The sequence below is a fragment of the Nocardia sp. NBC_01499 genome, from assembly GCF_045040275.1.
GTDB lineage: Bacteria > Actinomycetota > Actinomycetes > Mycobacteriales > Mycobacteriaceae > Nocardia.
In genome coordinates this window covers 6,450,034-6,470,706 of sequence record NZ_CP109426.1, presented here as the reverse complement: position 1 = coordinate 6,470,706, position 20,673 = coordinate 6,450,034, and the positions used below count along the sequence as shown (strand labels likewise).

Annotated in this window: 24 protein-coding genes and 1 pseudogene; 10 read left to right on the top strand and 15 right to left on the bottom strand. The window is 66.9% G+C overall.

The window, feature by feature from the left end; translation table 11 throughout:
• Positions 1-18: 18 nt before the first annotated feature.
• Positions 19-714, top strand: a complete 696-nt coding sequence (locus tag OG203_RS29725; protein ID WP_405160543.1) for a type 1 glutamine amidotransferase domain-containing protein — start codon at positions 19-21, stop codon at positions 712-714.
• 140 nt (positions 715-854) lie between these two features.
• Positions 855-1,727 (top strand): aldo/keto reductase, encoded by an 873-nt coding sequence (locus tag OG203_RS29720; RefSeq protein ID WP_405160542.1) that lies wholly within the window; start codon positions 855-857, stop codon positions 1,725-1,727.
• A 49-nt stretch (positions 1,728-1,776) separates the two neighbouring features.
• On the opposite strand, the gene OG203_RS29715 is transcribed toward OG203_RS29720, so the two are convergent.
• Complete coding sequence (locus OG203_RS29715) at positions 1,777-1,965, bottom strand: hypothetical protein (RefSeq protein WP_405160541.1); 189 nt, start codon at positions 1,963-1,965, stop codon at positions 1,777-1,779.
• 259 nt (positions 1,966-2,224) lie between these two features.
• Here OG203_RS29715 and OG203_RS29710 point away from each other — a divergent pair, with 259 nt between their 5' ends.
• The gene (locus OG203_RS29710; RefSeq protein ID WP_405160540.1) at positions 2,225-3,571 is read left to right on the top strand and encodes a helix-turn-helix domain-containing protein; all 1,347 of its coding nucleotides are present in this window, start codon (positions 2,225-2,227) and stop codon (positions 3,569-3,571) included.
• 87 nt (positions 3,572-3,658) lie between these two features.
• On the opposite strand, the gene OG203_RS29705 is transcribed toward OG203_RS29710, so the two are convergent.
• From OG203_RS29705 to mftA, 8 genes and pseudogenes are all read right to left on the bottom strand, one after another.
• A complete protein-coding gene (locus tag OG203_RS29705; RefSeq protein WP_405160539.1) occupies positions 3,659-3,820 on the bottom strand; it encodes a hypothetical protein in 162 nt (53 codons plus the stop codon).
• Between the two features lie 122 nt (positions 3,821-3,942).
• Positions 3,943-4,161 (bottom strand): MbtH family protein, encoded by a 219-nt coding sequence (locus OG203_RS29700; protein WP_405160538.1) that lies wholly within the window; start codon positions 4,159-4,161, stop codon positions 3,943-3,945.
• A gap of 42 nt (positions 4,162-4,203) precedes the next feature.
• Positions 4,204-4,869, bottom strand: a complete 666-nt coding sequence (locus tag OG203_RS29695) for a hypothetical protein (protein WP_405160537.1) — start codon at positions 4,867-4,869, stop codon at positions 4,204-4,206.
• A 231-nt stretch (positions 4,870-5,100) separates the two neighbouring features.
• Complete coding sequence (gene mftG / locus OG203_RS29690; protein ID WP_405160536.1) at positions 5,101-6,567, bottom strand: mycofactocin system GMC family oxidoreductase MftG; 1,467 nt, start codon at positions 6,565-6,567, stop codon at positions 5,101-5,103.
• A gap of 33 nt (positions 6,568-6,600) precedes the next feature.
• A complete protein-coding gene (gene mftF, locus OG203_RS29685; protein ID WP_405160535.1) occupies positions 6,601-8,001 on the bottom strand; it encodes a mycofactocin biosynthesis glycosyltransferase MftF in 1,401 nt (466 codons plus the stop codon).
• Between the two features lie 230 nt (positions 8,002-8,231).
• Complete coding sequence (gene mftC / locus OG203_RS29680; protein ID WP_405168050.1) at positions 8,232-9,539, bottom strand: mycofactocin radical SAM maturase; 1,308 nt, start codon at positions 9,537-9,539, stop codon at positions 8,232-8,234.
• A 51-nt stretch (positions 9,540-9,590) separates the two neighbouring features.
• Positions 9,591-9,785 (bottom strand): annotated as a pseudogene (gene mftB / locus OG203_RS29675) (mycofactocin biosynthesis chaperone MftB); the annotation flags it as partial.
• Between the two features lie 15 nt (positions 9,786-9,800).
• Positions 9,801-9,947, bottom strand: a complete 147-nt coding sequence (gene mftA, locus OG203_RS29670) for a mycofactocin precursor MftA (RefSeq protein ID WP_405160534.1) — start codon at positions 9,945-9,947, stop codon at positions 9,801-9,803.
• A 266-nt stretch (positions 9,948-10,213) separates the two neighbouring features.
• Between mftA and mftR2 the strand changes: the two genes are divergently transcribed.
• A complete protein-coding gene (mftR2, locus tag OG203_RS29665; RefSeq protein WP_405160533.1) occupies positions 10,214-10,837 on the top strand; it encodes a mycofactocin system transcriptional regulator MftR2 in 624 nt (207 codons plus the stop codon).
• A gap of 88 nt (positions 10,838-10,925) precedes the next feature.
• A complete protein-coding gene (locus OG203_RS29660) occupies positions 10,926-11,990 on the top strand; it encodes a 2Fe-2S iron-sulfur cluster-binding protein (RefSeq protein WP_405160532.1) in 1,065 nt (354 codons plus the stop codon).
• An 81-nt stretch (positions 11,991-12,071) separates the two neighbouring features.
• On the opposite strand, the gene OG203_RS29655 is transcribed toward OG203_RS29660, so the two are convergent.
• The 3 genes from OG203_RS29655 to OG203_RS29645 all read right to left on the bottom strand — a co-directional run bounded on the left by OG203_RS29655 (position 12,072) and on the right by OG203_RS29645 (position 14,898).
• Complete coding sequence (locus tag OG203_RS29655; RefSeq protein WP_405160531.1) at positions 12,072-12,812, bottom strand: DNA alkylation repair protein; 741 nt, start codon at positions 12,810-12,812, stop codon at positions 12,072-12,074.
• A 28-nt stretch (positions 12,813-12,840) separates the two neighbouring features.
• Positions 12,841-13,602, bottom strand: a complete 762-nt coding sequence (locus OG203_RS29650) for a glutamate racemase (RefSeq protein WP_405160530.1) — start codon at positions 13,600-13,602, stop codon at positions 12,841-12,843.
• Between the two features lie 117 nt (positions 13,603-13,719).
• The gene (locus OG203_RS29645) at positions 13,720-14,898 is read right to left on the bottom strand and encodes an NAD(P)/FAD-dependent oxidoreductase (RefSeq protein WP_405168049.1); all 1,179 of its coding nucleotides are present in this window, start codon (positions 14,896-14,898) and stop codon (positions 13,720-13,722) included.
• Between the two features lie 186 nt (positions 14,899-15,084).
• Here OG203_RS29645 and OG203_RS29640 point away from each other — a divergent pair, with 186 nt between their 5' ends.
• The 3 genes from OG203_RS29640 to OG203_RS29630 all read left to right on the top strand — a co-directional run bounded on the left by OG203_RS29640 (position 15,085) and on the right by OG203_RS29630 (position 17,234).
• A complete protein-coding gene (locus tag OG203_RS29640) occupies positions 15,085-15,444 on the top strand; it encodes an SPW repeat protein (RefSeq protein WP_405160529.1) in 360 nt (119 codons plus the stop codon).
• 5 nt (positions 15,445-15,449) lie between these two features.
• Complete coding sequence (locus OG203_RS29635) at positions 15,450-16,109, top strand: TetR/AcrR family transcriptional regulator (RefSeq protein WP_405160528.1); 660 nt, start codon at positions 15,450-15,452, stop codon at positions 16,107-16,109.
• Positions 16,110-16,277: 168 nt separating this feature from the next.
• On the top strand, positions 16,278-17,234 hold the full coding sequence (locus OG203_RS29630) for a hypothetical protein (RefSeq protein ID WP_405160527.1): 957 nt from the start codon (positions 16,278-16,280) through the stop codon (positions 17,232-17,234).
• Between the two features lie 117 nt (positions 17,235-17,351).
• Here the strand turns inward: OG203_RS29630 and OG203_RS29625 are convergent, their stop codons facing one another.
• On the bottom strand, positions 17,352-18,164 hold the full coding sequence (locus tag OG203_RS29625; RefSeq protein WP_405160526.1) for an alpha/beta fold hydrolase: 813 nt from the start codon (positions 18,162-18,164) through the stop codon (positions 17,352-17,354).
• A gap of 141 nt (positions 18,165-18,305) precedes the next feature.
• Between OG203_RS29625 and OG203_RS29620 the strand changes: the two genes are divergently transcribed.
• Entirely contained in the window at positions 18,306-18,974 is a 669-nt protein-coding gene (locus OG203_RS29620) for a hypothetical protein (protein ID WP_405160525.1), read from the top strand.
• Positions 18,975-19,044: 70 nt separating this feature from the next.
• On the top strand, positions 19,045-19,656 hold the full coding sequence (locus OG203_RS29615; RefSeq protein WP_405160524.1) for a DUF4232 domain-containing protein: 612 nt from the start codon (positions 19,045-19,047) through the stop codon (positions 19,654-19,656).
• 144 nt (positions 19,657-19,800) lie between these two features.
• On the opposite strand, the gene OG203_RS29610 is transcribed toward OG203_RS29615, so the two are convergent.
• Both OG203_RS29610 and OG203_RS29605 read right to left on the bottom strand, forming a co-directional pair.
• Positions 19,801-20,154, bottom strand: coding sequence for a hypothetical protein (locus OG203_RS29610; RefSeq protein ID WP_405160523.1), 354 nt, complete (start codon positions 20,152-20,154; stop codon positions 19,801-19,803).
• The gene (locus OG203_RS29605) at positions 20,151-20,633 is read right to left on the bottom strand and encodes a hypothetical protein (RefSeq protein WP_405160522.1); all 483 of its coding nucleotides are present in this window, start codon (positions 20,631-20,633) and stop codon (positions 20,151-20,153) included. Before OG203_RS29605 ends, OG203_RS29610 begins: the two co-directional genes overlap by 4 nt.
• Positions 20,634-20,673: the final 40 nt, after the last annotated feature.

Below are 20,673 nucleotides of genomic sequence, written 5' to 3'. Positions count from 1 at the left end.
GGTCCTAGTGTCGGATTCATGGCGAAACTACTTTTTGTACTGACCGGTGCCGACACCTGGACACTTGCCGACGGAACCCCGCATCCGACCGGATTCTGGGCCGAGGAATTCGCCGTGCCGTATGAGGCGGCCAAGGCAGCGGGCCACGAGGTGGTCATCGCCACCCCCGGTGGGGTCGTGCCGCCGGTCGACCAGGGCAGCCTGTCCCCCGACTTCAACGGCGGCCAAGAGGGTGCCGACCAGCGGGCCGCGGTGCTGGCCGCCAGCACCGAATTGCAGCACCCCATCAAACTGTCCGAAGTCGACCTCGACGACTATGCGGCGGTCTTCTACCCCGGCGGCCACGGGCCGATGGAAGATCTCGCGGTGAACGCCGAGTCCGGCGAACTCCTCACCGCCGCACTGCAATCCGGCAAGCCGCTGGCCATCGTGTGCCACGGCCCCGCCGCGCTGCTCGCCGCCGTCGGCCCCGACGGGACCAACGCCTTCGCGGGCTACGCGCTCACCGGCTTCACCAACGAGGAGGAGCGGCAGGGTGGTCTGGCCGACAAGGCCAAGTGGCTGCTGCAGGATCGGCTCGTCGAGCTCGGCGCCGACTTCCGCGAGGGCGAGCCGTGGGCGCCGAAGGTCGTCGTCGACCGCAACCTGATCACCGGGCAGAACCCGGCCTCGTCCGCGCCGGTGGCCGAAGAATTGCTGCGGGCGATCGGCTGACGTTTCGCTCGTCGCGAACACAACCCTCGTGCGGGGAATCGACGGCGCGGTAGAGACGTTGCTTGCGGAAGCAACGTCGCCACGCGACGTCACCGGCTCGTCCGCTTTCGCGTAATTCCACTTCGGAAGGAACCGAACCTATGAGCACCAACCTCCACGCACGGCCCGCCGAAGCGTCCGGCACCTTCGCGCTCGGCGGTGACCTCCCCGTCCACCGGCTCGGCTACGGGGCCATGCAGCTGACCGGCCCCGGCGTCTGGGGTGAGCCGAAGGATCCCGACGAGGCCGTCCGGGTGCTGCGCCGGGCCGTCGAACTCGGCATCAACTTCATCGACACCGCCGACTCCTACGGTCCGTTCGTCAGCGAACAGCTCATTCGAAAGGCCCTGCATCCCTACGCCGATGACCTGGTGATCGCCACCAAGGCCGGGCTTACCCGCAGCGGCCCCGGCGATTGGCGGCCGGTCGGCAGGCCCGAATACCTGCGCCAGCAGGCCGAACTCAGCCTGCGCCACCTGGGCGTCGAACAGATCAGCCTCTACCAGCTGCACCGCATCGACGAGCAGGTGCCGCTGGCCGACCAGCTCGGCGAGCTGGTACTGCTGCAGCAGGAGGGCAAGATCCGTCACATCGGCGTGTCCCAGGTGAGCGTCGAGCAGCTGAAGCAGGCCCGCGAGATCGCCACCATCGTCTCGGTGCAGAACCTCTACAACCTGGCCAACCGCACCGACGAGGACGTGCTCGACTACGCCGAGCGGGAGAACATCGCGTTCATCCCGTGGTTCCCCATCGCCACCGGCGAACTCGCCAAGCCCGGCGGCCCGCTGGACGCGATCGCCAAGGAACACGGCGCGTCTCCCGCACAGCTCGCCCTGGCCTGGCTGCTGCGCCGCTCGCCGGTGGTGCTGCCCATTCCGGGTACCTCCAGCGTCGCGCATCTCGAGGAGAACACCGACGGCGCGCGGATCACGTTGACCGACAAGGAGTTCGAGGCGCTGTCCGCGGCCGCCTGAACCAACCCCCGCGACAAGGCGGGTCCGGCTTCGGCCGGGCCCGCCTTTGTCACGCGTCGGTGGCCAGGCGGAAGCAGTAGGCCGAGGCGGCCAGGTACTGGTGGCAGCGGGCGCCGTGGCCGCCGTGCACGGTGAGGATGAACCGCGCTCGGTCGTAGCTGAGGCCTACCGGATCCTGCGTGCAATCGCGGCTCTGTACCAGCCACAATTCTCGTACATCCGAGTGCAATACGTCCATTGTTCACCTCCGGGTAAAGGCCAGTGCACCCGGCGCCGAAAGGCGCCATCGGAATCCCGCTCGACACGGATGGATCGGGCCGTGTCGGGACCGTGCGTCGGATTCCGGAATGCCGGCGCCCTGGTAAGGGTTTGGGCAGAACCCCCGGCGCCGGGTGCTGATTCAGCGTGCACGTTGCGATTCGATAGATAACAGACCCGAAGGCGGTAATTGCGAGTAGTTTCCGTTTGTATCAGCCTGGTGCGAGGAGTAAGGACCTATGGTTGAGATCGACTGGACGGGCGAGGATGTCCGTGCGCTTCGCGCCGCGATGCGGCGAAGTCGGTACGAATTCGCGCGTCTGGTGGGCGTCACCCCGCGCACCGTGGTCTTGTGGGAAAACGGCCGGACAACCCGGATGCATGCCGCAAGCCAACGTCTGCTCGACCGGGTTGTCTCGGAAGCCGATCCAGTCGTCGTCGCACGATTCGAGCGGGCCGTCACCGCGGGCCGGGGACCCGGCTTCGACCCCGAAGCCACCGACTCGGCGCTCGACACGGAAACCCAGCTCGGTAGGGACATCGGGCTCGACAAGGAAGTCGAGGATGACGACGTGAGAAGGCGAGAGTTATTGGCCTGCATCGGGGTTGGCCTGACCGGAACGGCCGCGGACCTGGTCGCGGGCGAACCGGAGAAGATGCTGGCCACCCTGGATGCCGGATCGATCAGCGAGCGGCGGCTCGGGCTGCTCGAGCAATCGGTCGAGGCACTCGGCAAGCGGGTGGTGCAGGTGCCACCGCATGAGCTGCTGCACACCACACTCGAGCAATTCCGCACGGTCCGTGGCACTCTCGCGCAGCGACAGGCCACCCACCATCAGGTCCGGCTGGTGCGCACGGCGGGCAGGCTGGCCAACGTGGTCGGCGAAATCCTGTTCAACGAAGGACATTTGGGACAGGCCAGGATGTGGTACGGCACCGCGATCCATGCCGCGCAAGACATCGGTGATCGTTATTCCGAGGATATCGCGCTTGCCGGTCTCGCATATTTACCGACGTATAGTGACAAACCGAAGGAAGTCTTGAACTTGCTCGGCGGTCGGCTCGAAGAAAATCCGGCACACGGTCCCGCCGCAGCGTGGCTGTGGGGAATGGCGGCCAGGGCACATGCCAGCCTCGGAAATGCCGTCCAGTTTGCCAGGTGTATCGAAAAGTCCGGCCGTGCATTGGAAAATGTTGGCCAAGAAGAGCTTACGGTCGGCATCTTTTCCTATCGTCCGGAAAAGCTCGCCTTCTATCAGGCGATAGGCTACTCCAATCTAGGCCGCGCCGCCGAAACCGCGAAGGCCGCGGCCCGCGCGCTCACCCTGTACGACCCACAGGAAACAATGGAGCCCGCCCTCGTCCGCCTCGAACACGCCACCGCGTTGCTGAGCGCTGGCGAGATCGACGAAGCGTGTTCTGTTGCGACACAAGCGATCACAAGTGACAACACCTACATCGGGCTGACCGTCACCAAGCGCGCCGGGCAGTTCGACACCGCGCTCACCGGATTTCGCGGCCGAGCGGTCGCCGAGTGGCGCCAGCATGCCCGTCCGGTGATCGAGTCGGCGCGAACGAAGGCATAGCGGACCGTCATTCGGCGCCCGGCGCCGCGGGGTGCTCACCATTCGAATCGCTTATCGGTGAGTTCCGCGCTGGGCGCCGCTGCGGCGCTACGACTTCGCGGCGTCGGGTGCGTGCCGACGGTGCATGATCACGTCTAGCCAGCCGCTGATCTGTTGTGTTTGTGCGGGTGTCGGGCGTCCGGCGGCCCAGCGGCGGGCGGCTTCGATCAACGTCTCCGGCGGCTTTGGGGTGATCCGTTGATTCGTCATACGTCCATGATGCACTGGGGCGCAGCGAAGTACGAGTAGGGGGCGGGGCGCGCCGGTCAGCAGGGGGGATGTGGACCGACGCGCCCCGCGTATACGGGTGGTTTCAGCGGTTCTCCGGAACCTCAGGGACTTTCGTTGGACATGGCCTCGATGAGTGATTTGGGGCGCATATCGAGCCAATGGGTTTCGACGTAGCGCAGGCAGGCTTTACGGGCGGCGGCACCGTAGGCGATCGTCCAGCCGCCGGGTACGGCGGCGAAGATCGGCCAGAGGGAGTGCTCACCCTCCTCGTTGATCAACACATAGAACTGTGCGCCGTCGTCGTCGAAAGGGTTGTTCATCCGGTTTTCCTTCTTCCTGGTTGGGTCAGGTATGAGGGGGTCTCAGGTGCGGTCAGCGGGCTCCAAGAAGTGGTGTGGACGTGGCCGATCCTGGCCGGCGCGGGGTTCATGGTCAGGCACCCGCGCTCCGATCAACTCACACACGCGCGGCGCGGCCAGCGCGGGCACTGCCGCTCGAGGGGCGAATGCATTGCGGAGCGTAATGCAGCGATCAGCGCCCCGCTCGGCAATCAGCACCGCCACCGTGGAAACCACGAAATGTGCGGCGACAGCGCATTCTTCGGTGCTGATTCGAGCGATACCGGCATGGCCGCGAGGGGCGGCGGTCGAGGCGAGGCCGAGGCGGTCGGCATCGGAGCGCTCGAATAGGGCCGGGGCGTCCGGGAATTCCGGGTGAATCCCCGCCGGTGCCGGACCTTCCCTGAGTCCGGCACCGGCGAAGCTTTGCGTGCCCGCCGAGCTCGTGGTCGCCGAGGACTCGATGACCGCCAACTGAAGCTCGAACGTGGCCCCGCTGATACCCAGGGTACTGGTGAGCACCGACAAGCCGGGCCGTTCGACGACGATTGCCTCGACTTCGTCGCAGGCAAGCATTACCTGAGCAGCCGCGGCGGCGAGCTGTACCCCCGACAGATACAGCTCACCCAGCGCCCCGCTGGGCCTCGTGAGGGTATCGGTTTCGGTCGTTTCGTGACGGCTGACGTGCACCAGAGCCTCCTCGATGGCCGAAACTCCGGCCGACCGAACACCTTCGGGCAGGCCGACACCGCCCTACCGGACTGTTGAGCCCGGCGGCAGCGCACCGACCAGCACTGGCGATTCAGCGAGAGCGGGTGTGGGAGGCGAGCCGAGCACTGCGAACATTAAGCCCTCGACTAATAAAGCGGAACGCTTTCCACTAAACACTTTCGGACAGGTGCTACAGCCATCGGCAGGCCCTCAGCCGCGAGCTCGCAACTCAGCGGCGTACTCCGCGATCATCACCGTCGTAGCCTGCGGACCGCGACTCAACGGCACCGGGACGACGGCCAGATCGACCACCGACAAACCGGCGACACCGTGCACTCGGCACAACTCGTCCACCACCGCCCGCTCGTCGTCGGCGGGCCCCATTCGGCAGGTTCCGGAGAGGTGTTGCGAGGTAGCCAGATTCGCGTGCAGCCAGGCATCGGCGGTTTTCGGCTGCTGCGGCATGGGGTCGGTGTGCCATCGCGCGGACATCCGGTGCAGCACCTCCGATGCCGTCGCGACCGCGCCGCGCAGCCGGGTCCGATCGTGCTCGGCCGAGAGGTATCGGTGCTCGATCACCGGCGGCAGCGCGGGATCGGCCGAGCGCAGCCGCAGCACGCCCGCGGACTGCGGCCGCATCAGGGCGACGCCGAGGCGCCGCACGCCCGGCGTGAAAGCGACCGTGTACGGCCGGATTTCGATGTCGTCCAGTTCCAGCACGTATTCCAGGGAGACCGTCGGCCGTTCGGACGCACCGAGGTGGTACTCGATACCGATTTCGGGGTGGTCGGTGAACCAGGTGCCAACCGGCGCATGCTGTACGACCGGGATATCGAGTGCCCGAAGATGTTCGGCGTCGCCGATGCCGGAACGCAGGAGCAGCGAGGCGGATTCGATCGCGCCCGCGCTGAGCACGATACGGTCCGCCCAGATGGTCTCGGCGCGGCCATCGTGCACTACGTCAACACCGACGGCGCTGGCGCCGTGAAAACGTATACGCACCACCGCCGTAGCGCCTTGCACAGTGAGGTTCGGTCTGGACAGCGCGGGCAGCAGATAACCGGACGCGGCACTGACCCGCTTGCCGTCCTCGGTGTTACACGGCACCTGGCCCACACCGTCGGCGGAACCGGTAGCCGCGTTCAGATCGGGGATCGCCGGAAAACCCACTGCCGCACAGGCGGTGGCGAACCGCTCACTCAGCGGAACCGGATTTGTACTGCGGCGCACTGGAATCGGACCGTACCGGCCATGCCACGGATCCTCGCCGAAGTCGAGGTCACGTTCCGAACGGCAGTACGCGGGAAGTACCGAATCGAACGACCATTCCTTCGACGAACCGAGCTCGCGGTTCCATGCCGCGAAGTCCGCCGCGGTTGCCCGCACGAAGTAACTGCCATTGATCGCGCCCGATCCGCCGATCACCTTGCCGCGCACTATGTTTCCGGCGACCGCGACACCGTCGTCGGCGAGGGTTACCGGATAGTGCCACAGCCATGGCGCGTCCGCGCCGACCGGCAGCCTGGTGGCATCGAGCAGTTCCGCCGGAAATCCGTCCGGCGTGTGCCACATCGGCCCGGCTTCCAGCAGTCGGACAGTGTGGTCCGGATTCGCACTCAGCCGCGCCGCGAGCACACAGCCCGCGGTACCGCCGCCGACGATGAGCGTGTCGGTCATCCGAACCCTGTCCGATCAGTGTGACCGCGCCGATCAGTGCGACGGTGCGGTAGGTTTCAGCGATTCCGGGCTGCGCGCACGGATCGCGCCGACCCAGAGACCGGTGCCGTAGGCGATGTCGTCGAGCCGCTTGTACGCCACGTAGCGCACCGGATCGAGGCCACCGGCATCGCGATGGGTGAACCAGTCGGCAAGGCCGTCCGCGACGGCCATGGTGATCGCGATGCGCCGAATGCGCCGCGAGGCAAGCATTGCCAGCAGCGTCACCGGCCAGTAGTGCCTGCACATCGCCGAGGCCAGCCGCCACAGACCGGCGAAGAAACCGCGGGACAGGTAGATCGCGGCGATCCGCGTCGGGTTGTCCAGCTCCGCGAAGACCCGGCGTAGTCGGACCAGCGCGGTGACCAAGGTGATCACCCCGCCGATCAGCCCCCACTTCGACAGCGTGGCGAACAGGAACGCGGCGAGCATCGTCCACGAGGGCAGCGACAGTGGCGAGACCATCCCGGGATGACGTTCGCCCAGTGGCGCTGCGCCGGTGCCGTAGAACATCTTTCGACCGAACCAGGCGCGGAACGACACCCGGTGGTCGTGCGCGACATGGGCGGCGGGCTCGTAGCGCAGCCGCCAGCCCGCCTGCTCGAGCCGCCAGCACAGATCGACGTCCTCGGCGACCAGCATCGACTCGTCGAAGCCGTCCTGAGCGAGCAAGGCCCGGCGGCGCACGAGCAGCGCGGCGCTCGGCACGTACGACACCAGTCCGTGCGACTGCACGGCGGCCTCGCGCCTGCCCAGATCCAACGAGGAGCGGGTGTGCTCGTAGCGGGCGAGGGCATTGGACTCCTGGTCGAGCGCGACGATCCTCGGGGCGACCAGGGCCACCTCCGGATCGCTGAAGTGCCCGAGCATCACCTCGAGCCAGCCGCTGCGCGGCACAACATCGGAATCGAGGAACGCGACGAAGTCGGTTGTCGCGGCCTTCAATCCGGCGTTGCGCGCGGCGGCGGGGCCCTGCTTCTCGTCGTGCCGCAGCACGGTCACCCGGCAGCGGGTGCCGCGGTCGCGCGGGATCTGCACCGGCTGGTCGGAGCCGTCGTCGACCACGATGACGTTGTGCCCGCGCAGCGCCGCGAGCAACCGGACGAGTCCGTCGGCGTTGTTGTGCAGCGGCACGATGACGGTGACGTCCTCGGGGGACGGAAGCAGGCGGGGACGCGGGTTGGCGACTCCGGAGTCGAGCAGCCGTCTGGCAACGGTCGCGGACTTCGGGCCGGTCACCTCGAGGTACCCGTCGCCGATCATCTCGGCGGCCTCCGGGGCAAGTCGCAGCAACCGTGCGGGCGAGCCGCCGATCAGCACCCGCCCTCCGGAGTATGCGCGTACCCGTGGATCAATCCGCACCCCGAATCCGTCGGGCAGGCGATCATGGCGCATTCCTGGCATGCTAGGCGGAGATTCGCGCACAAGCATCATCCGTCCGGTTAAAAGGACAGAATTCCGCACGAAACCGCGTCGCTCGACCCTCTGACACGTGTTGCGGCAGACGATGAAGCGCCGAGTTTTGCTCGAATCCAGCATCCGGCAACGCGAGGGCAACCGGCCGGTCGTGACCGGGAGGCGGCCGCCGCGCGGCTGGCAGCATCCGACTGGCTACTCCCATGACATCAGGCGAGCGGGTTCTCGTCGCAGGCCCGAGCCGGGGGTCGAACAGGCGGAAATACACTCGGGCGCGTCACGGACAGCGTCAGTGGCACCGGCGCCGGTTTGCGCGCACTCGTCCGCGGCGTCACCCGCCGGGAGTGATCGACCGACGAGCGCGGGATCAACCGCGCGGTGTCGGCCAGCGCCGCCTCGCCGTAGCCCTGGACGCACTCCGGGTCCGGTCCGTCGGCGGGCAGGCCGGTGAAGAACTTGGCCGCCATGCAGCCGCCGCGGCACGAGTCGTAGTGGCTACACGACGCGCACGCGCCGCCGCCGCTCGGCTCACGCAGTTCCGCGAACAGCGCCGACTCGTGCCACACCGTGCGAAAACCACCGTCGGACACCACATTTCCGGCATGGAACCGGTCATGGATGGCGAACGGGCAGGCGTACACGTCGCCGAGCGGATCGACGAGGCAGACCACCCGGCCCGCACCGCACATGTTCAAACCGGGCAGCGCCTCGCCGAACGCGGACAGGTGGAAGAACGAGTCGCCGGTGAGCACGCCCTCGCCGTTACGCACCAGCCAGTCGTAGAGCACCCGCTGCTGTTCCTGCGTCGGATGCAGCTCGTCCCAGACGTCCGCGCCGCGACCGGACGGCCGCAGCCTGGTCAATCGCAAGGTGGCGCCGTACTTTTCGGCGATGGCCCGGAACTCGTCGAGCTGGCCGATATTGTGCCTTGTCGCCACGACGGACAGCTTCGCGTCCCGGAACCCGGCTGCCGCAAGGTTTTCCAGCGCGCGGATGGCCATGTCGTAGGAGCCGGGACCGCGCACCGCGTCGTTCACCGCCGCGTCGGCGCCGTCCAGCGAAATCTGTACGTCGACATAGTCACTCGCGGCCAACCGCGCGGCGACCTCGGGGGTGATCCGAACTCCGTTGGTGGAGAACTTCACTCCGACATGGTGTGCCGTCGCGTAATCGACCAATTCCCAGAAGTCGGGCCGCACCGTCGGTTCGCCGCCGCCGATGTTCACATAGAAGATCTGCATGCGCTCGAACTCATCGATCAGCGCCTTGCACTGTTCGGTGCTCAGCTCCCGCGGATCGCGGCGGCCGGACGAGGACAGGCAGTGCACGCAGGACAGGTTGCAGGCGTAGGTGAGTTCCCAGGTGAGGCAAATCGGTGCGGCCAAACCGGTTTCGAACCGATCGACCAGGCGCACGGCCGCGTCGGACGGCGGGACCACCCCCGCCGCCGACGGTGCCGCGGCAGCGCGCACGGCGGCGGGCGCCAGCGGCGCGTCGGCGGGCGCACCGACGATCATGTCGGAATCGACAAGCTGCGTCAGGGCTTTCACGTACTGCGCGGTATTCGCCTCGGTGACGCCCGCCGCCCGCATGGCCGTGCGGGCCGAGGCGTGCTCGGGCAACGACCGTACGATCTCGACGATCCTCGGGCTCTTCAGGAAGGAGAGCTTGCGGGTGCCGAAGTGGTAGAGCAGTGCGCCGAACGGTTCCGGCCGCAGGGCCACCCTCGGGTGCAGCTGCCATCGGGTATCGAGATCGAGCATGGTCACCACCGCCTGTCAGTAGACGCCGCACATGCCATCGATGGACACCTCTTCGATGAGGGTCTCCTCGACAAGCGGCGCGTTGTCCTCGTGTGCTTCGACCGTGCCGACCGGTCCCGAGTGGTCGGTGTCGGCGTGTCCGTTGGCTCCGTATTCCGGCATCTGTACCTCCGAGCGAGCGATCCGTGGCCGCGGCCACGGATGGTGGCCACGATCACACGATAACGTCATCCGCTGACAAAATGGAACACGTTCCACCGACCGGGACACCATCTGGACAGATCTTGCTGGTCCCCGCATCGCCCCAGTCGTACGCACACCGAACCGGCGGCAGCGGCGCCCTCTAGACTTCGGTTGGAAAGCAGCTGAACAGAACGTGACGGGCGACACGCGCCCGCGGTGGTAGAGGTGGCATGGGAGTCGGACGAATGCAGGCGAGCGGAGGCGGCAACACCCTGTCGGAGTCCGAGATCGTCGAGGCGGCGTTGCGGGTGGTCCGCGAGGACGGTGTGGAGAAGTTGTCGATGCGGCGACTCTCCCGCGAACTCGGCGTCTCGCCGATGGCGCCGTACTACTACGTCGCCGACAAGCGCGAGCTGCTCGACCTGGTCGCCACCGCCGCGCTGACCGGAGTGCGCACGCCGGCACCGGAATCCGGCCCGTGGCAGCACCGGCTGCGCGATCTGATCGACCAGATCGACGACAAGCTCCGCAAGCATCCCGGCCTCGGCGACGTGCTGATCGAGCAGATGCTCGGCAAACAGCTGGACCTGATCGCCGCGATCATGGAGATCCTGTTCGAAGCCGGCTTCTCCGATCGCAACGTGCTCGCCGCGTACGCGACGATCCACACCTACCTGTTCGGCCGCAGCCGGGTGAACCCGCGCGATCGCGCGCCGCTGTCCGACGTCGCGCTGCCCGAGGCGGTCGAGCGCGCCACCAAGTACATGGCGGACCTGCGTGGAAAGTACGCCTACGACTTCGGCATGGAGGTGTTGATCTCCGGTCTGGAGGCTCAGCTTGTCCGGCAGCCGGAGTCCGACGTACGATGAAACTGCAACACGTTCTAGTTTTGGCGGCGCGCAGCGTCCGTGCCAGGTTCGAGAGGACGAAATGGACCAAGCATCGCGTAGCGATTCGATGAGCGGTGGGCCCACAGTCGAGGTTCCGCACGGCTCGCGTTCGGTCGTGCTGCGGGTAGCCGCGGTCATTACCGAGACGACCGATACCTGTTCGCTGGTCTTCGACGTTCCCGACGAGATGACCGAACGCTTCCGCTACCAGCCTGGCCAGTTTCTCACGCTGCGCATCCCCAGCGAGCGGACCGGCTCGGTGGCGCGCTGCTATTCGCTGGCCAGTTCGCCGTACACCGACGATCGGCCGAAGGTCACCATCAAGCGGACCGAGGCGGGCTACGGCTCGAACTGGGTGTGCGACAACGTGAAAGCGGGCGACTCACTCGAAGTACTGCCGCCCTCCGGCGTTTTCACACCCAAGGATCTCGACGCGGATCTGCTGCTGTTCGGCGCGGGCAGCGGCATCACCCCGGTGATGTCGATCCTGAAGTCGGCGCTCGCGCGTGGCAACGGCCGAATCGTGTTGGTGTACGCCAATCGTGACCACGAATCGGTGATCTTCGCCGCCGAGCTCCGCGAGCTCGCGGACAAGCATCCGCAGCGGCTGACCGTGATCCACTGGCTCGAATACCTGCAGGGGCTGCCGACCGCCGACGCGCTGGCCACCCTGGTCGCCCCGTACCAGGGCTACGACGCGTTCATGTGCGGACCGAAGCCGTTCATGGATCGGGTGCACGACGCGCTCGGACAGCTCGGCGTGCCGCGCTCACGCACGCATGCCGAGGTGTTCAATTCCCTTGCGGGAGACCCGTTCGCGGATCAGGCACCGGTCGAGGTGTCGGACGAAGAAGCGGCCGGGGCGGCGACGGTCGAGGTGGAACTCGACGGCGAGGTGCACGAGCTGAAGTGGCCGCGCAAGCAGACGCTGGTCGACATCATGCTGGCCAAAGGCCTGGATGTGCCGTACTCCTGCCAGGAAGGCGAATGCGGTTCGTGCGCGTGCACGGTGCTCGAGGGCAAAGTCGAAATGGACAGTGCCGAGATCCTCGACCCGGAGGACATCGAGAACGGCTACATCCTCGGCTGCCAGGCACATCCGGTGACCGATCACGTCAAGATCCAGTTCTGATCCGCGCGCACCGAATCGCCTGCCGCGCATGACATTGCCGGCTGAACCGGGCGCGGGAACAGAGTTCGTGCGCGGGATGGGCTACTGCGCGCGGTAGTTGGCGCGGACGGCGGGGTCGAGGTGTTCGGTGGCGTAGCTGAGGGCGGTGCGACCGAGATGGGCCGCGTGCTTGTCGAGGAAGCCGGTCAGCAGTTGCTGATCGATGCGCTTGCCGACTTCGCGCAGCATCCAGCCGAGTGCCTTCTGGATGAGGTCGCGGCGGTCGTCGAGCAGGCGCTCGGACAACTCGAAAGTGGTTGTCGCGTCGCCGGATTTGATGAACGCGAAGGTGGACAGCAGCGCAACGCGGCGCTCCCACAACGATTCCGCGGCGGCCAGGTCGAAGAGCAGGTCGCGGGGTTTGTCCAATAGCCATGGGCCGATGATGTTTTCGGCGGACGCGTCGACCAGGTCCCAGTTGTTCACCCGGCCACGGCGCACGGCGGCCACGTAACGATCCACCATCGCCGCACGGGCCACGTCATCGACGCTGCCCGGCTTGGACGCCTTTGCGAACCTGGCGTTGAGGATGATCAACCCGGCGAACCGATCCTCGTGCACGGCACTGTCCAGCAGCACGTCGATCTCGTCGAGCGACAGTGCCGCAAAGCGTTTCGCGATGCCGCGCGAGGTCGGCACGCGCACGCCGATGAAGACGTCACCCTCGCCGTACTCCCCCGGCCCGGTCTTGAAGAACCGCTGCAGATGAATCGCGTCCGCCGGATTCGCGACGGCGACCAGGGCCGCCTGCACGTCCGCGGCGGTCGGCGCGACCTCGGTCATCGAACGAACTCCGTTCGGGCGCTGCACTTCACCCTTGGGCACCGAGGATGCGACCGGATTCGAAGCTGGCGGCACTGGCGGGCAGCGCGCCCGGTCGTCCGCTGTTGCGCACGATCACCGCGCCGTTGCCCGGCGTCGCGCGGCCGAGCGCGTCCATCCGCCGGATGGTCTGTGCGGCAACGGCTTGCGCGCTGTCGAAGAGGCGGACACCGTCGGGCAGCGCGGCGACGATGGAGTCGATCACCAGGGGGTAGTGGGTACAGCCGAGGACTACGCCTTCGACGTTGTCCGGCGTCTGCTCGACGGCGCGGGCGATGGATTCGCGGGCCGCGACCAGGTCACCGCGATCGATCGAGTCGGCCAGACCGTGGCAGGCGACGCCGACCACGTCCGCGTCGCCGCCGAACTTGGCGATCAGGTCCGCCTGATACCGGCTCGCGGTGGTCGCGGCGGTCGCCCAGACCGCCACCGAGCGGCAGACGGCAGCCGCGGGTTTGATCGCGGGGACGGTGCCGATGACCGGCACATCCGGCCCGACCTCGACGCGCACATGCTCCAGGGCGGTGACGCTCGCGGTGTTGCACGGAATCACGATCACCTCGGCGCCCAACTCGATCGATGTCCGGGCGGTCTCGACCACGCGGTTGATCGTCCACTGATCGGGCTTCGGTCCCCATGGCGCGCCGTCGGGGTCCAATTGCAGCAGCAGATCCACATCCGGCCGCAGCTTGCGCAGCCACGCGGATGTGGGCAGCAACCCGAGACCCGAATCGATGAGCGCGACGATCACAGAGACAACCGTATTACAGTGCCCCGACGCGACTTGCGCGGCAGCGGTTCGACCGGCTGTCGCGCGCACCGCGGCGCTGGCCGACCAGGCACGTTCCGACCGGCCTTCGCGCCGAACTCAGCTGGGCGTGAGCAGTTCCGACACCGGGGCGCCTGCGGCGATCTTGGCTCTGGCCTTCATCACCTGGGCCGTCAACCCCGCGCCGACGACGCCGGTGAGCTTGCCGTCCTGCGCGTAGTAGGCGAGGAATTTGCGGCCGTCGTCGACGACGAGGTGCACGTCGTCGGTGGCGGTCGGCGTGCCGAGGGCCTGGATCTTCACGTCGTACTGGTCGCTCCAGAAGTACGGGACCCTGGCCGCGGTCGGCGGGGCGGCGCCGAGCAGGGCGCAGGCAACCAGGCGCGCCTGTTCGCCCGCGCTGGTCCAGTGTTCGACCCGCTTGCGGTGGCCGGTCTGGTGCAGCCAGGCGGCGACGTCGCCGACCGCCCAGATATGTTCGGCCGAGGTGCGACCCACCTCGTCGGCGACTATCCCGCCGCCCGCCGCCGGGTCGGCGAGGGCGATGCCGGAATCGGTGAGCCACTCGGTCACGGGGCGCGATCCGATGCCGATCACCACCAGGTCGGCGGCGACCTCGGCGCCGTCGGAGAGCAGGGCGCCGCGCACCCGGCCGTCGGCGGCGAGCAGCGTGTCGAGGCCGGTGCCGCAGCGCAGGTCGACGCCTTCGTCGCGGTGCAGCCTGGCCACCAGCGCGCCGACCTCTTGGCCGAGGACCGAGGCGAGCGGGGTCGGCTGCGGCTCGACCAGCACCACCGCGACGCCGCGGGTGCGGAAGCTGGCCGCGAGCTCACAGCCGATGAAACCGGCGCCGACCACGAGTGCCGTTGTGGTCTCGGCCAATTCGGCGCGCAGGGCGGTGGCGTCGGTGTGGCCGCGCAGCACGTGCACGCCCTTCAGGTCGGGCAGGCCGGGCAGGCGGCGCGGGCGCAGGCCCGTCGCGATGATCAGCTGGTCGTAGTCGAGGGTCGAGTCGTCGGCCAGGCGTAGCTGCCGCGCGTCGGTGTCGACACCGACCGCCTCGATGCCGAGCCGCAGTTCGATCTGCTTCTCGGCGAAGAACTCGGCGGGACGCAATGTGGTGTCGTCGGTTTCGCCGCGCACGAACTGCTTGGACAGCGGCGGCCGGTCGTACGGCAAACGGGGCTCGTCGCCGAGCAGGATCAGCGCACCCTCGTAGCCGGCGCGGCGCAATTCCTCGGCGGTACGCAGACCGGCGAGCCCGGCGCCGACGATCACGATCGGCGCGGAATCTGTTGCTGAAGGCGACACGCAACTCACCCTAACGTCCGCTTGGTTCGGTGCCGAAGTGAGCCCGATCACTCGGCAATCGCCGTGCAATCGTAGCCGTTCCGATATTGATCGGGCGGTCAATCAGGTCTATACCGAAGAAAGGTCATATTCCTGAGCCCTAGGAGGCACACCATGTTCACCGAAAGTCGCGCACAGGACTTCCTGGCAGTCGTGCTCGGAATCTTCGCCGCGCTCTCACCCCTGTGGGTGGAGACCACCGACAAAGCGATGTGGTCGCTGGTCGTGCTCGGCGTGCTCGTCGCGCTCACCGGCCTCGCGCAGATGTATCGGCCCGCGCTCGGGGCGAACGCCGATTACGCGATGGGCCTTTTCGGCGTACTGCTGTTCATTTCCCCGTGGGTCATGGACTTCACCGATTACCGCGGCGCATCCTGGACCGCATGGGTAGTCGGGGTAGTGACGGCGGTGGTCGCGGTAGCGGCGCTGCCGACGGTGTCGGGACGTCTGCACGGCGCGGCGACACACCACTGATGCAGATGCCGAAACCCGGTCGCCGGGCCGTGGCCCAGCGACCGGGGAAGGAGCCGAGGGCAGGGCGGCGGCGGAGCGCGAAGGTGGACGGCGATGCCAGGCAACTCATTCTGGACGCCGCCGAAAACCTTTTCGCGGCACAGGGATTCGACGCCACCGCGACGGCCGCGATCGCGGGCGCTGCCGAGGTCCCGAAAGGTCTTGTCTTCTACTATTTCCCGACCAAGGATTCGATTCTTTCGGCGCTGATGGCCGAACGGGTGCCCGCGCACCCGATCGATGACATCGAGACCGTTGTCGCCCCCGGCGATCCGGCCGCCAGCCTGGTCGCGCTCGATGCCGCGCTCAATCTGCGCGATCACCATTCCTCGGTACTGCGCGTGATCATGTGGCGCGAGGCCGACACCCATCCCGACGTACGTCGCCAATTGCGCCACCTGCGTGATCAACTGCTTGATGTCACCGCGCGGGTATTGCAGGCGAGCGCGACGGTACCCGTCCGCCCCGGCACCTTGCGCGCCTGCGCCGCCGCCTGGGTCTCCGCCATGTTCGCCATCGCGAGCACCGACCGGCTGCACGCCCTAGACGGCATGCCGATACCCACCGCCGAAGACCTTCTCAATGTCGCGCAGGTGGTCGCCGCGGGCATGACCCAGCTCGGCTGACCTCGCATAGCGCAGTGTTTCGTCTCATAGCTTTTCGACAGCTAAGGCGTGTGTGAAGAACAGCTGCGGCGTGCGAAGCCGAGGCTGAAGTTATCCACAAGCTGCGTGTTATCCACAATCGGCGGGTTGGGGGTGTTGGCGGGGGTGGGGCTCGGCCACGATCGGGGGATGGAAGGAACGCAACTGATTTCGCGCCAACAGGCTCTGGCCTTCGGGATGTCGGATATGGATCTGCGTCGGTTGTGCCACGCTGGCACATGGCAACGGGTGCGGGCTGGACGTTATTTGCGAACGCCACAACCTGAGCTCACTCCGGCGGGCCACCATCTGGTGCTTGCCCTCGCGACGAGCGAGGCAATGTCCGACGCGGCGGTGGCGAGCCATTGTTCGGCGGTGGTGATCTATGGCGGGCCGACGTGGGCTCTTCCGCTCGACCGTGTGCACATGACGCGCGACAGGATCAATGGTGGACGCAAAAGCAAGCAGCTCGTCGTCCACTCGTCGCGTATAGAACCGGACGAGATCACCATCGTGAACGGAATTCGGGTCACCACCCCGGCGCGTACGGTCATCGATATCGCACGCTCGGAAAGCTTCGAGCAGTCCGTCGTCATCGCCGATGCATTCCTACGTCAAGGACTGACCACCACCGATGAACTGCGTTCGCACCTGCTAAGGGCACGGTATCGGCCGGGCTGCCGGAAGGCTGCCCAGGTTGTTGCCTTCGCGGACGGCCGCAGCGAAAGCGTTGGCGAATCCCGCAGCCGGGTAGCCCTTTACCGCGGCGGGTTACCCACAGCGGAGCTACAGGCCCGCGTGTTCACCGACGACGAAATCTGCGTCGGACGCGTCGATTTTCTGTTCGCCGACCTCGGGGTGGTCGGTGAATTCGAGGGGAAAGTCGAGTACCAGAGCGAGTTACGAGGTGCCAGCATGCCTGAACAGGTAGTGGCCGCTGAGAAAATCCGTGAGGACCGACTGCGCGCACTCGGCTGGATGGTGGTCCGCTGGACCTGGAACAACCTCGACCACCCAGACCATTTGATCCGAAGCATCCACTCGGCCACTGCGATAGCCGCACACGCCCGCCGCACCGGCCACTGGACCCCGACGCCAACCATCTGACCTCCGCGCGTCTACCGGCGGTCCGCGTGGACTTCGCATAGCTGGTTCGCTCTTCACACATCAGATATCCGTCCGATGGATGTGCGAAAGGCTAAGCGGGTCTGCGAAGTAACCGGATCAGCGGAGGAATTCGGTGACGTCGGGGGCGAAGCGGGGGTGGTGGAGGACGCCGACGTGGCTGGTGCGGGGGTAGATGAGTAGGCGGGCGTCGGGGATGCCGTTGGCGGTGTGGTGGAAGTTCTCGGGGCTGTAGCCGGCGTCGCGTTCGCCGCCTATGACGAGGGTGGGCGCGGTGATCGCATCGAGGCGGTCGGACAGGTCGAAGGCGTCTTCGGCGCGGAGGAAGGCGAGGGTGTCGGCGGGGTTCTTCGGGCGGGCCAGCGGGTCGATCAACCACATGGCGGCAGCGGCAACGCGGGCGAGTAGCGGCGACGAGATGGTGGTGGAGGCCATGTGATGCAGTGCGCGGCGACCGGCGAAGGCCGCTTCGCCGTAGCGGATCTGGCTCTCCTTGGCGAGCGGATCCAACCGGTAGCCGGACGAGGCGATGATCAAGCGGCGGACGTCGGCCGGGTGGTCGGCGGCGAGCTGCAATGCGATCGATCCGCCTGACGAGGCGCCGATGACGTCGACCGGTGCACCGAACTCGGCCCGCAACGCGTCCGCGTGCTCGGTGGCGATATCGGCCATCGTGGTGCCCTCGGCCATCCCCGGCGCCCGGCTCACCGCGTAGACACGGAAGTTCCTGGCCAACGGCGCCAGCATTTTGATCTCGGACTGCCGCATCCATCCGCGCGGATTCGCGTGGTCCGGGGTGAACCACCGCAGGAACACCAGCGGCCGCCCGGCGCCCATCGCCAAGTAGGGCATCCCGTGCCGCAGCGTGCCAGCGGTCACGTCGAGTTCGGTGGCCAAGGCGGACTTGCTCATGTGTTCTCCGAATCGTCGGGGCGGCGTCTCGTTCTCGACGCTAACGGAAAGTAGTGACGATCCGCGATAACCGCGCAGGTGATCGCGCTCCGCACGATCGGCCACCGAATACGTTGCTGGACAACGACTAGTGTTGTGATCATGCGAATCGCGGCACTCGCTGCCTTAATCCTGGCGCTGAGCGCCTGCTCCCAATCCACCTCCGGTAAGCCACAGGCCTCCCCGGACCAACCACCGACGACCTCGGTCAAACCGACGCCGACCGCGACAACGACCAGTCCGGAAAGCCAGCTGAAGGAACGCATCGCCTGGGCACAGGCGGGCAGCCCGGCCGACGCGAGCCACTATCACTCCGCGAACACGGGCACCGGGGCCGCCAGCGACCTGAAGAGCGATATCGCCTTCATCAGTCCCTCCGGAAAGATCAGCTGCATCACCGGAACCGAGTACCAGATCGACGGATTCAACTGCGTCGTCAAGCTGAAGAACCCGATCCCGAAACCGAACGAAGGCTTCGGAAACTGGGACGGCGGCTACGTCAACTATTCCGGCCAGCACCTATCGGTCGGCCAATTCCGCGGCGACCCTGGCCTTTTCATCCACGGCGACGGGCAGACGCTGCCGTACGACAGCAAGCTGACCTTCGGCAACTACATCTGCCGCATCGCGTCCAGCGGCCTCACCTGCGTCAACCCGTCCACGCGCACCGGAATGCAAGTGAGTGACGACGGCGTCGTCCCCTTCGGCTGCCTCAAAGAAGTCTCGGCGGCCGAGCGCGACACCTCCGTCGGCCGAGCCTTCAGCTGCTGAGCGACAGCGCACCGCGGAACACCCCGAGAGAAAGGCATTCACCCCCCGCCGGACGGGGCTAGGGTTGGGCATGCGCGGCACAGCATTGCTCCTCCTCGCTACGGCGCTACCCCTGACCGCATGCGGAGGTTCCTCGCCGGAACCATCGGCCACGGCCACCGCCACCCCGGCCACCACGGTGTCCGCGGCATCCCCCGGTCAACAAACGCCAACGGCCACGAGCAAGCCGACAACCCAAACCACCCCCTCCGACGGCGTACCAGCCTGCGCTGCCAGCGATCTCACCATCACCCTCGGCCAACCAGACGGCGCCGCAGGCTCGGTCTACGTACCCATCGTCTTCACCAACACCGGCACCACCCCCTGCTCCCTCTCCGGCTACCCAGGCGTCTCCCTGGCCACCGGCTCCCCACCAACCCCCCTCGGCCCGGAAGCCGAACCGGACTCCACCTCCGCCACCCCCCAGCCGGTCACCCTCGCCTCAGCCGACGCCTCCCACGCCACCCTCCGCTACTCCCAGGCCGGCAACTACGAATGCGACCGCACCCCAGCCCAATACCTACTGATCCACCCCCCGAACCAATCAACCTCGGTCACCATGCCTTTCACCGCCGAGGCCTGCGTAAAACCCGCCTACCTCCTACTCCACGTCGACTACATCAAGCCAGGCAAACAGAACTGACCCCATAACCAAGCTGGAGCAGCTCCGAGCAAGCGGGCACACCCAGCCCGCAGCCGTCCGCAAACAGCCTGCACCCGAACCCGATCCAAGGACACGAACTGATCGACGAGCAACGCGGATGGACCCCGTCGCGAGTTGTCCTGATCAGTCGGTCGCTTTGGGATGCCCGGTGCCCGCGTAGACGATCCAGACCGTGCGCTGATCGTCGTCTATGAGATACCAGATTCGGCCGCTGCCGGTCACCTCGTATTGCCAACGCTCCAGGACGATGCCCTTCCAGGTAGCCGAACTGAGCGAGCCCTTGAGCCGATGCTGCCGGTCGGGGTTCGTCTTCGCTCTCGGGTCGACTCTGATCGCCTCGAACGCACGGCGCAGATTCGTCGGTGCCTGTGCGGCCAGTTGTTCCCAGCCAACACAGGATTCGCTGGTCGCCAAGCGGATTTCGTATTCGCCGACGACTGCGGGCGGCGCGGCACGGTCGCCGCGCTTCGGGCTCACCGGTCGTACTCGGCGGGATCGGGCATCGGGGCTGGTCCGAAATCGCCCTCCGGCTCATTCGTGACCAGTTCCAGCAATACCGGGTCGGCGTACACCTCTGCGGTATGCCGCCATTGAGTGAGCAAGCCCGCCAGTGGGGCCAGATTCTCCAGCGCGGCCGCACCTTGCGCCACTGCGACGAGCTCGGTCAGGAACTTATCGACGTCCGCTGCGGGGAGGAACGTGACCCAGGGAACCGCATCGGGCAGCACCTCGCGCACGGCTTCCGAACCGATACGACGGACCAGCCCGGCAAGCAGACGCGCGGTGAAATCGACCACCGCGCCTTCGGCATCCAGCTGCTCGATCCGCATCAATGCCAGATCGCCCGCATCCCGACGACGCAGGCGGACGGCGCGCACCTGGTCGAGGAGCCCAGCGGTGACGGCAGGCCGGTGTAGCAGATCGCTGAACGGAACTACGTCATATGCTGCACTCATGACATCCACACTACCTTGGATGTCTCGGAGGGGCCGACTT

What these genes read in the sequence shown, in the direction of transcription:
- OG203_RS29725 (WP_405160543.1), top strand. Translation starts at nt 19, where the DNA reads ATGGCGAAACTACTTTTTGTACTGACCGGTGCCGACACCTGGACACTT.
- OG203_RS29720 (WP_405160542.1), top strand. Translation starts at nt 855, where the DNA reads ATGAGCACCAACCTCCACGCACGGCCCGCCGAAGCGTCCGGCACCTTC.
- OG203_RS29715 (WP_405160541.1), bottom strand. Translation starts at nt 1,965, where the DNA reads ATGGACGTATTGCACTCGGATGTACGAGAATTGTGGCTGGTACAGAGC.
- OG203_RS29710 (WP_405160540.1), top strand. Translation starts at nt 2,225, where the DNA reads ATGGTTGAGATCGACTGGACGGGCGAGGATGTCCGTGCGCTTCGCGCC.
- OG203_RS29705 (WP_405160539.1), bottom strand. Translation starts at nt 3,820, where the DNA reads ATGACGAATCAACGGATCACCCCAAAGCCGCCGGAGACGTTGATCGAA.
- OG203_RS29700 (WP_405160538.1), bottom strand. Translation starts at nt 4,161, where the DNA reads ATGAACAACCCTTTCGACGACGACGGCGCACAGTTCTATGTGTTGATC.
- mftG (WP_405160536.1), bottom strand. Translation starts at nt 6,567, where the DNA reads ATGACCGACACGCTCATCGTCGGCGGCGGTACCGCGGGCTGTGTGCTC.
- mftF (WP_405160535.1), bottom strand. Translation starts at nt 8,001, where the DNA reads ATGCGCCATGATCGCCTGCCCGACGGATTCGGGGTGCGGATTGATCCA.
- mftC (WP_405168050.1), bottom strand. Translation starts at nt 9,539, where the DNA reads ATGATCGTCGGTGCGCCCGCCGACGCGCCGCTGGCGCCCGCCGCCGTG.
- mftA (WP_405160534.1), bottom strand. Translation starts at nt 9,947, where the DNA reads ATGCCGGAATACGGAGCCAACGGACACGCCGACACCGACCACTCGGGA.
- mftR2 (WP_405160533.1), top strand. Translation starts at nt 10,214, where the DNA reads ATGCAGGCGAGCGGAGGCGGCAACACCCTGTCGGAGTCCGAGATCGTC.
- OG203_RS29660 (WP_405160532.1), top strand. Translation starts at nt 10,926, where the DNA reads ATGAGCGGTGGGCCCACAGTCGAGGTTCCGCACGGCTCGCGTTCGGTC.
- OG203_RS29655 (WP_405160531.1), bottom strand. Translation starts at nt 12,812, where the DNA reads ATGACCGAGGTCGCGCCGACCGCCGCGGACGTGCAGGCGGCCCTGGTC.
- OG203_RS29640 (WP_405160529.1), top strand. Translation starts at nt 15,085, where the DNA reads ATGTTCACCGAAAGTCGCGCACAGGACTTCCTGGCAGTCGTGCTCGGA.
- OG203_RS29635 (WP_405160528.1), top strand. Translation starts at nt 15,450, where the DNA reads ATGCCGAAACCCGGTCGCCGGGCCGTGGCCCAGCGACCGGGGAAGGAG.
- OG203_RS29630 (WP_405160527.1), top strand. Translation starts at nt 16,278, where the DNA reads ATGGAAGGAACGCAACTGATTTCGCGCCAACAGGCTCTGGCCTTCGGG.
- OG203_RS29625 (WP_405160526.1), bottom strand. Translation starts at nt 18,164, where the DNA reads ATGAGCAAGTCCGCCTTGGCCACCGAACTCGACGTGACCGCTGGCACG.
- OG203_RS29620 (WP_405160525.1), top strand. Translation starts at nt 18,306, where the DNA reads ATGCGAATCGCGGCACTCGCTGCCTTAATCCTGGCGCTGAGCGCCTGC.
- OG203_RS29615 (WP_405160524.1), top strand. Translation starts at nt 19,045, where the DNA reads ATGCGCGGCACAGCATTGCTCCTCCTCGCTACGGCGCTACCCCTGACC.
- OG203_RS29605 (WP_405160522.1), bottom strand. Translation starts at nt 20,633, where the DNA reads ATGAGTGCAGCATATGACGTAGTTCCGTTCAGCGATCTGCTACACCGG.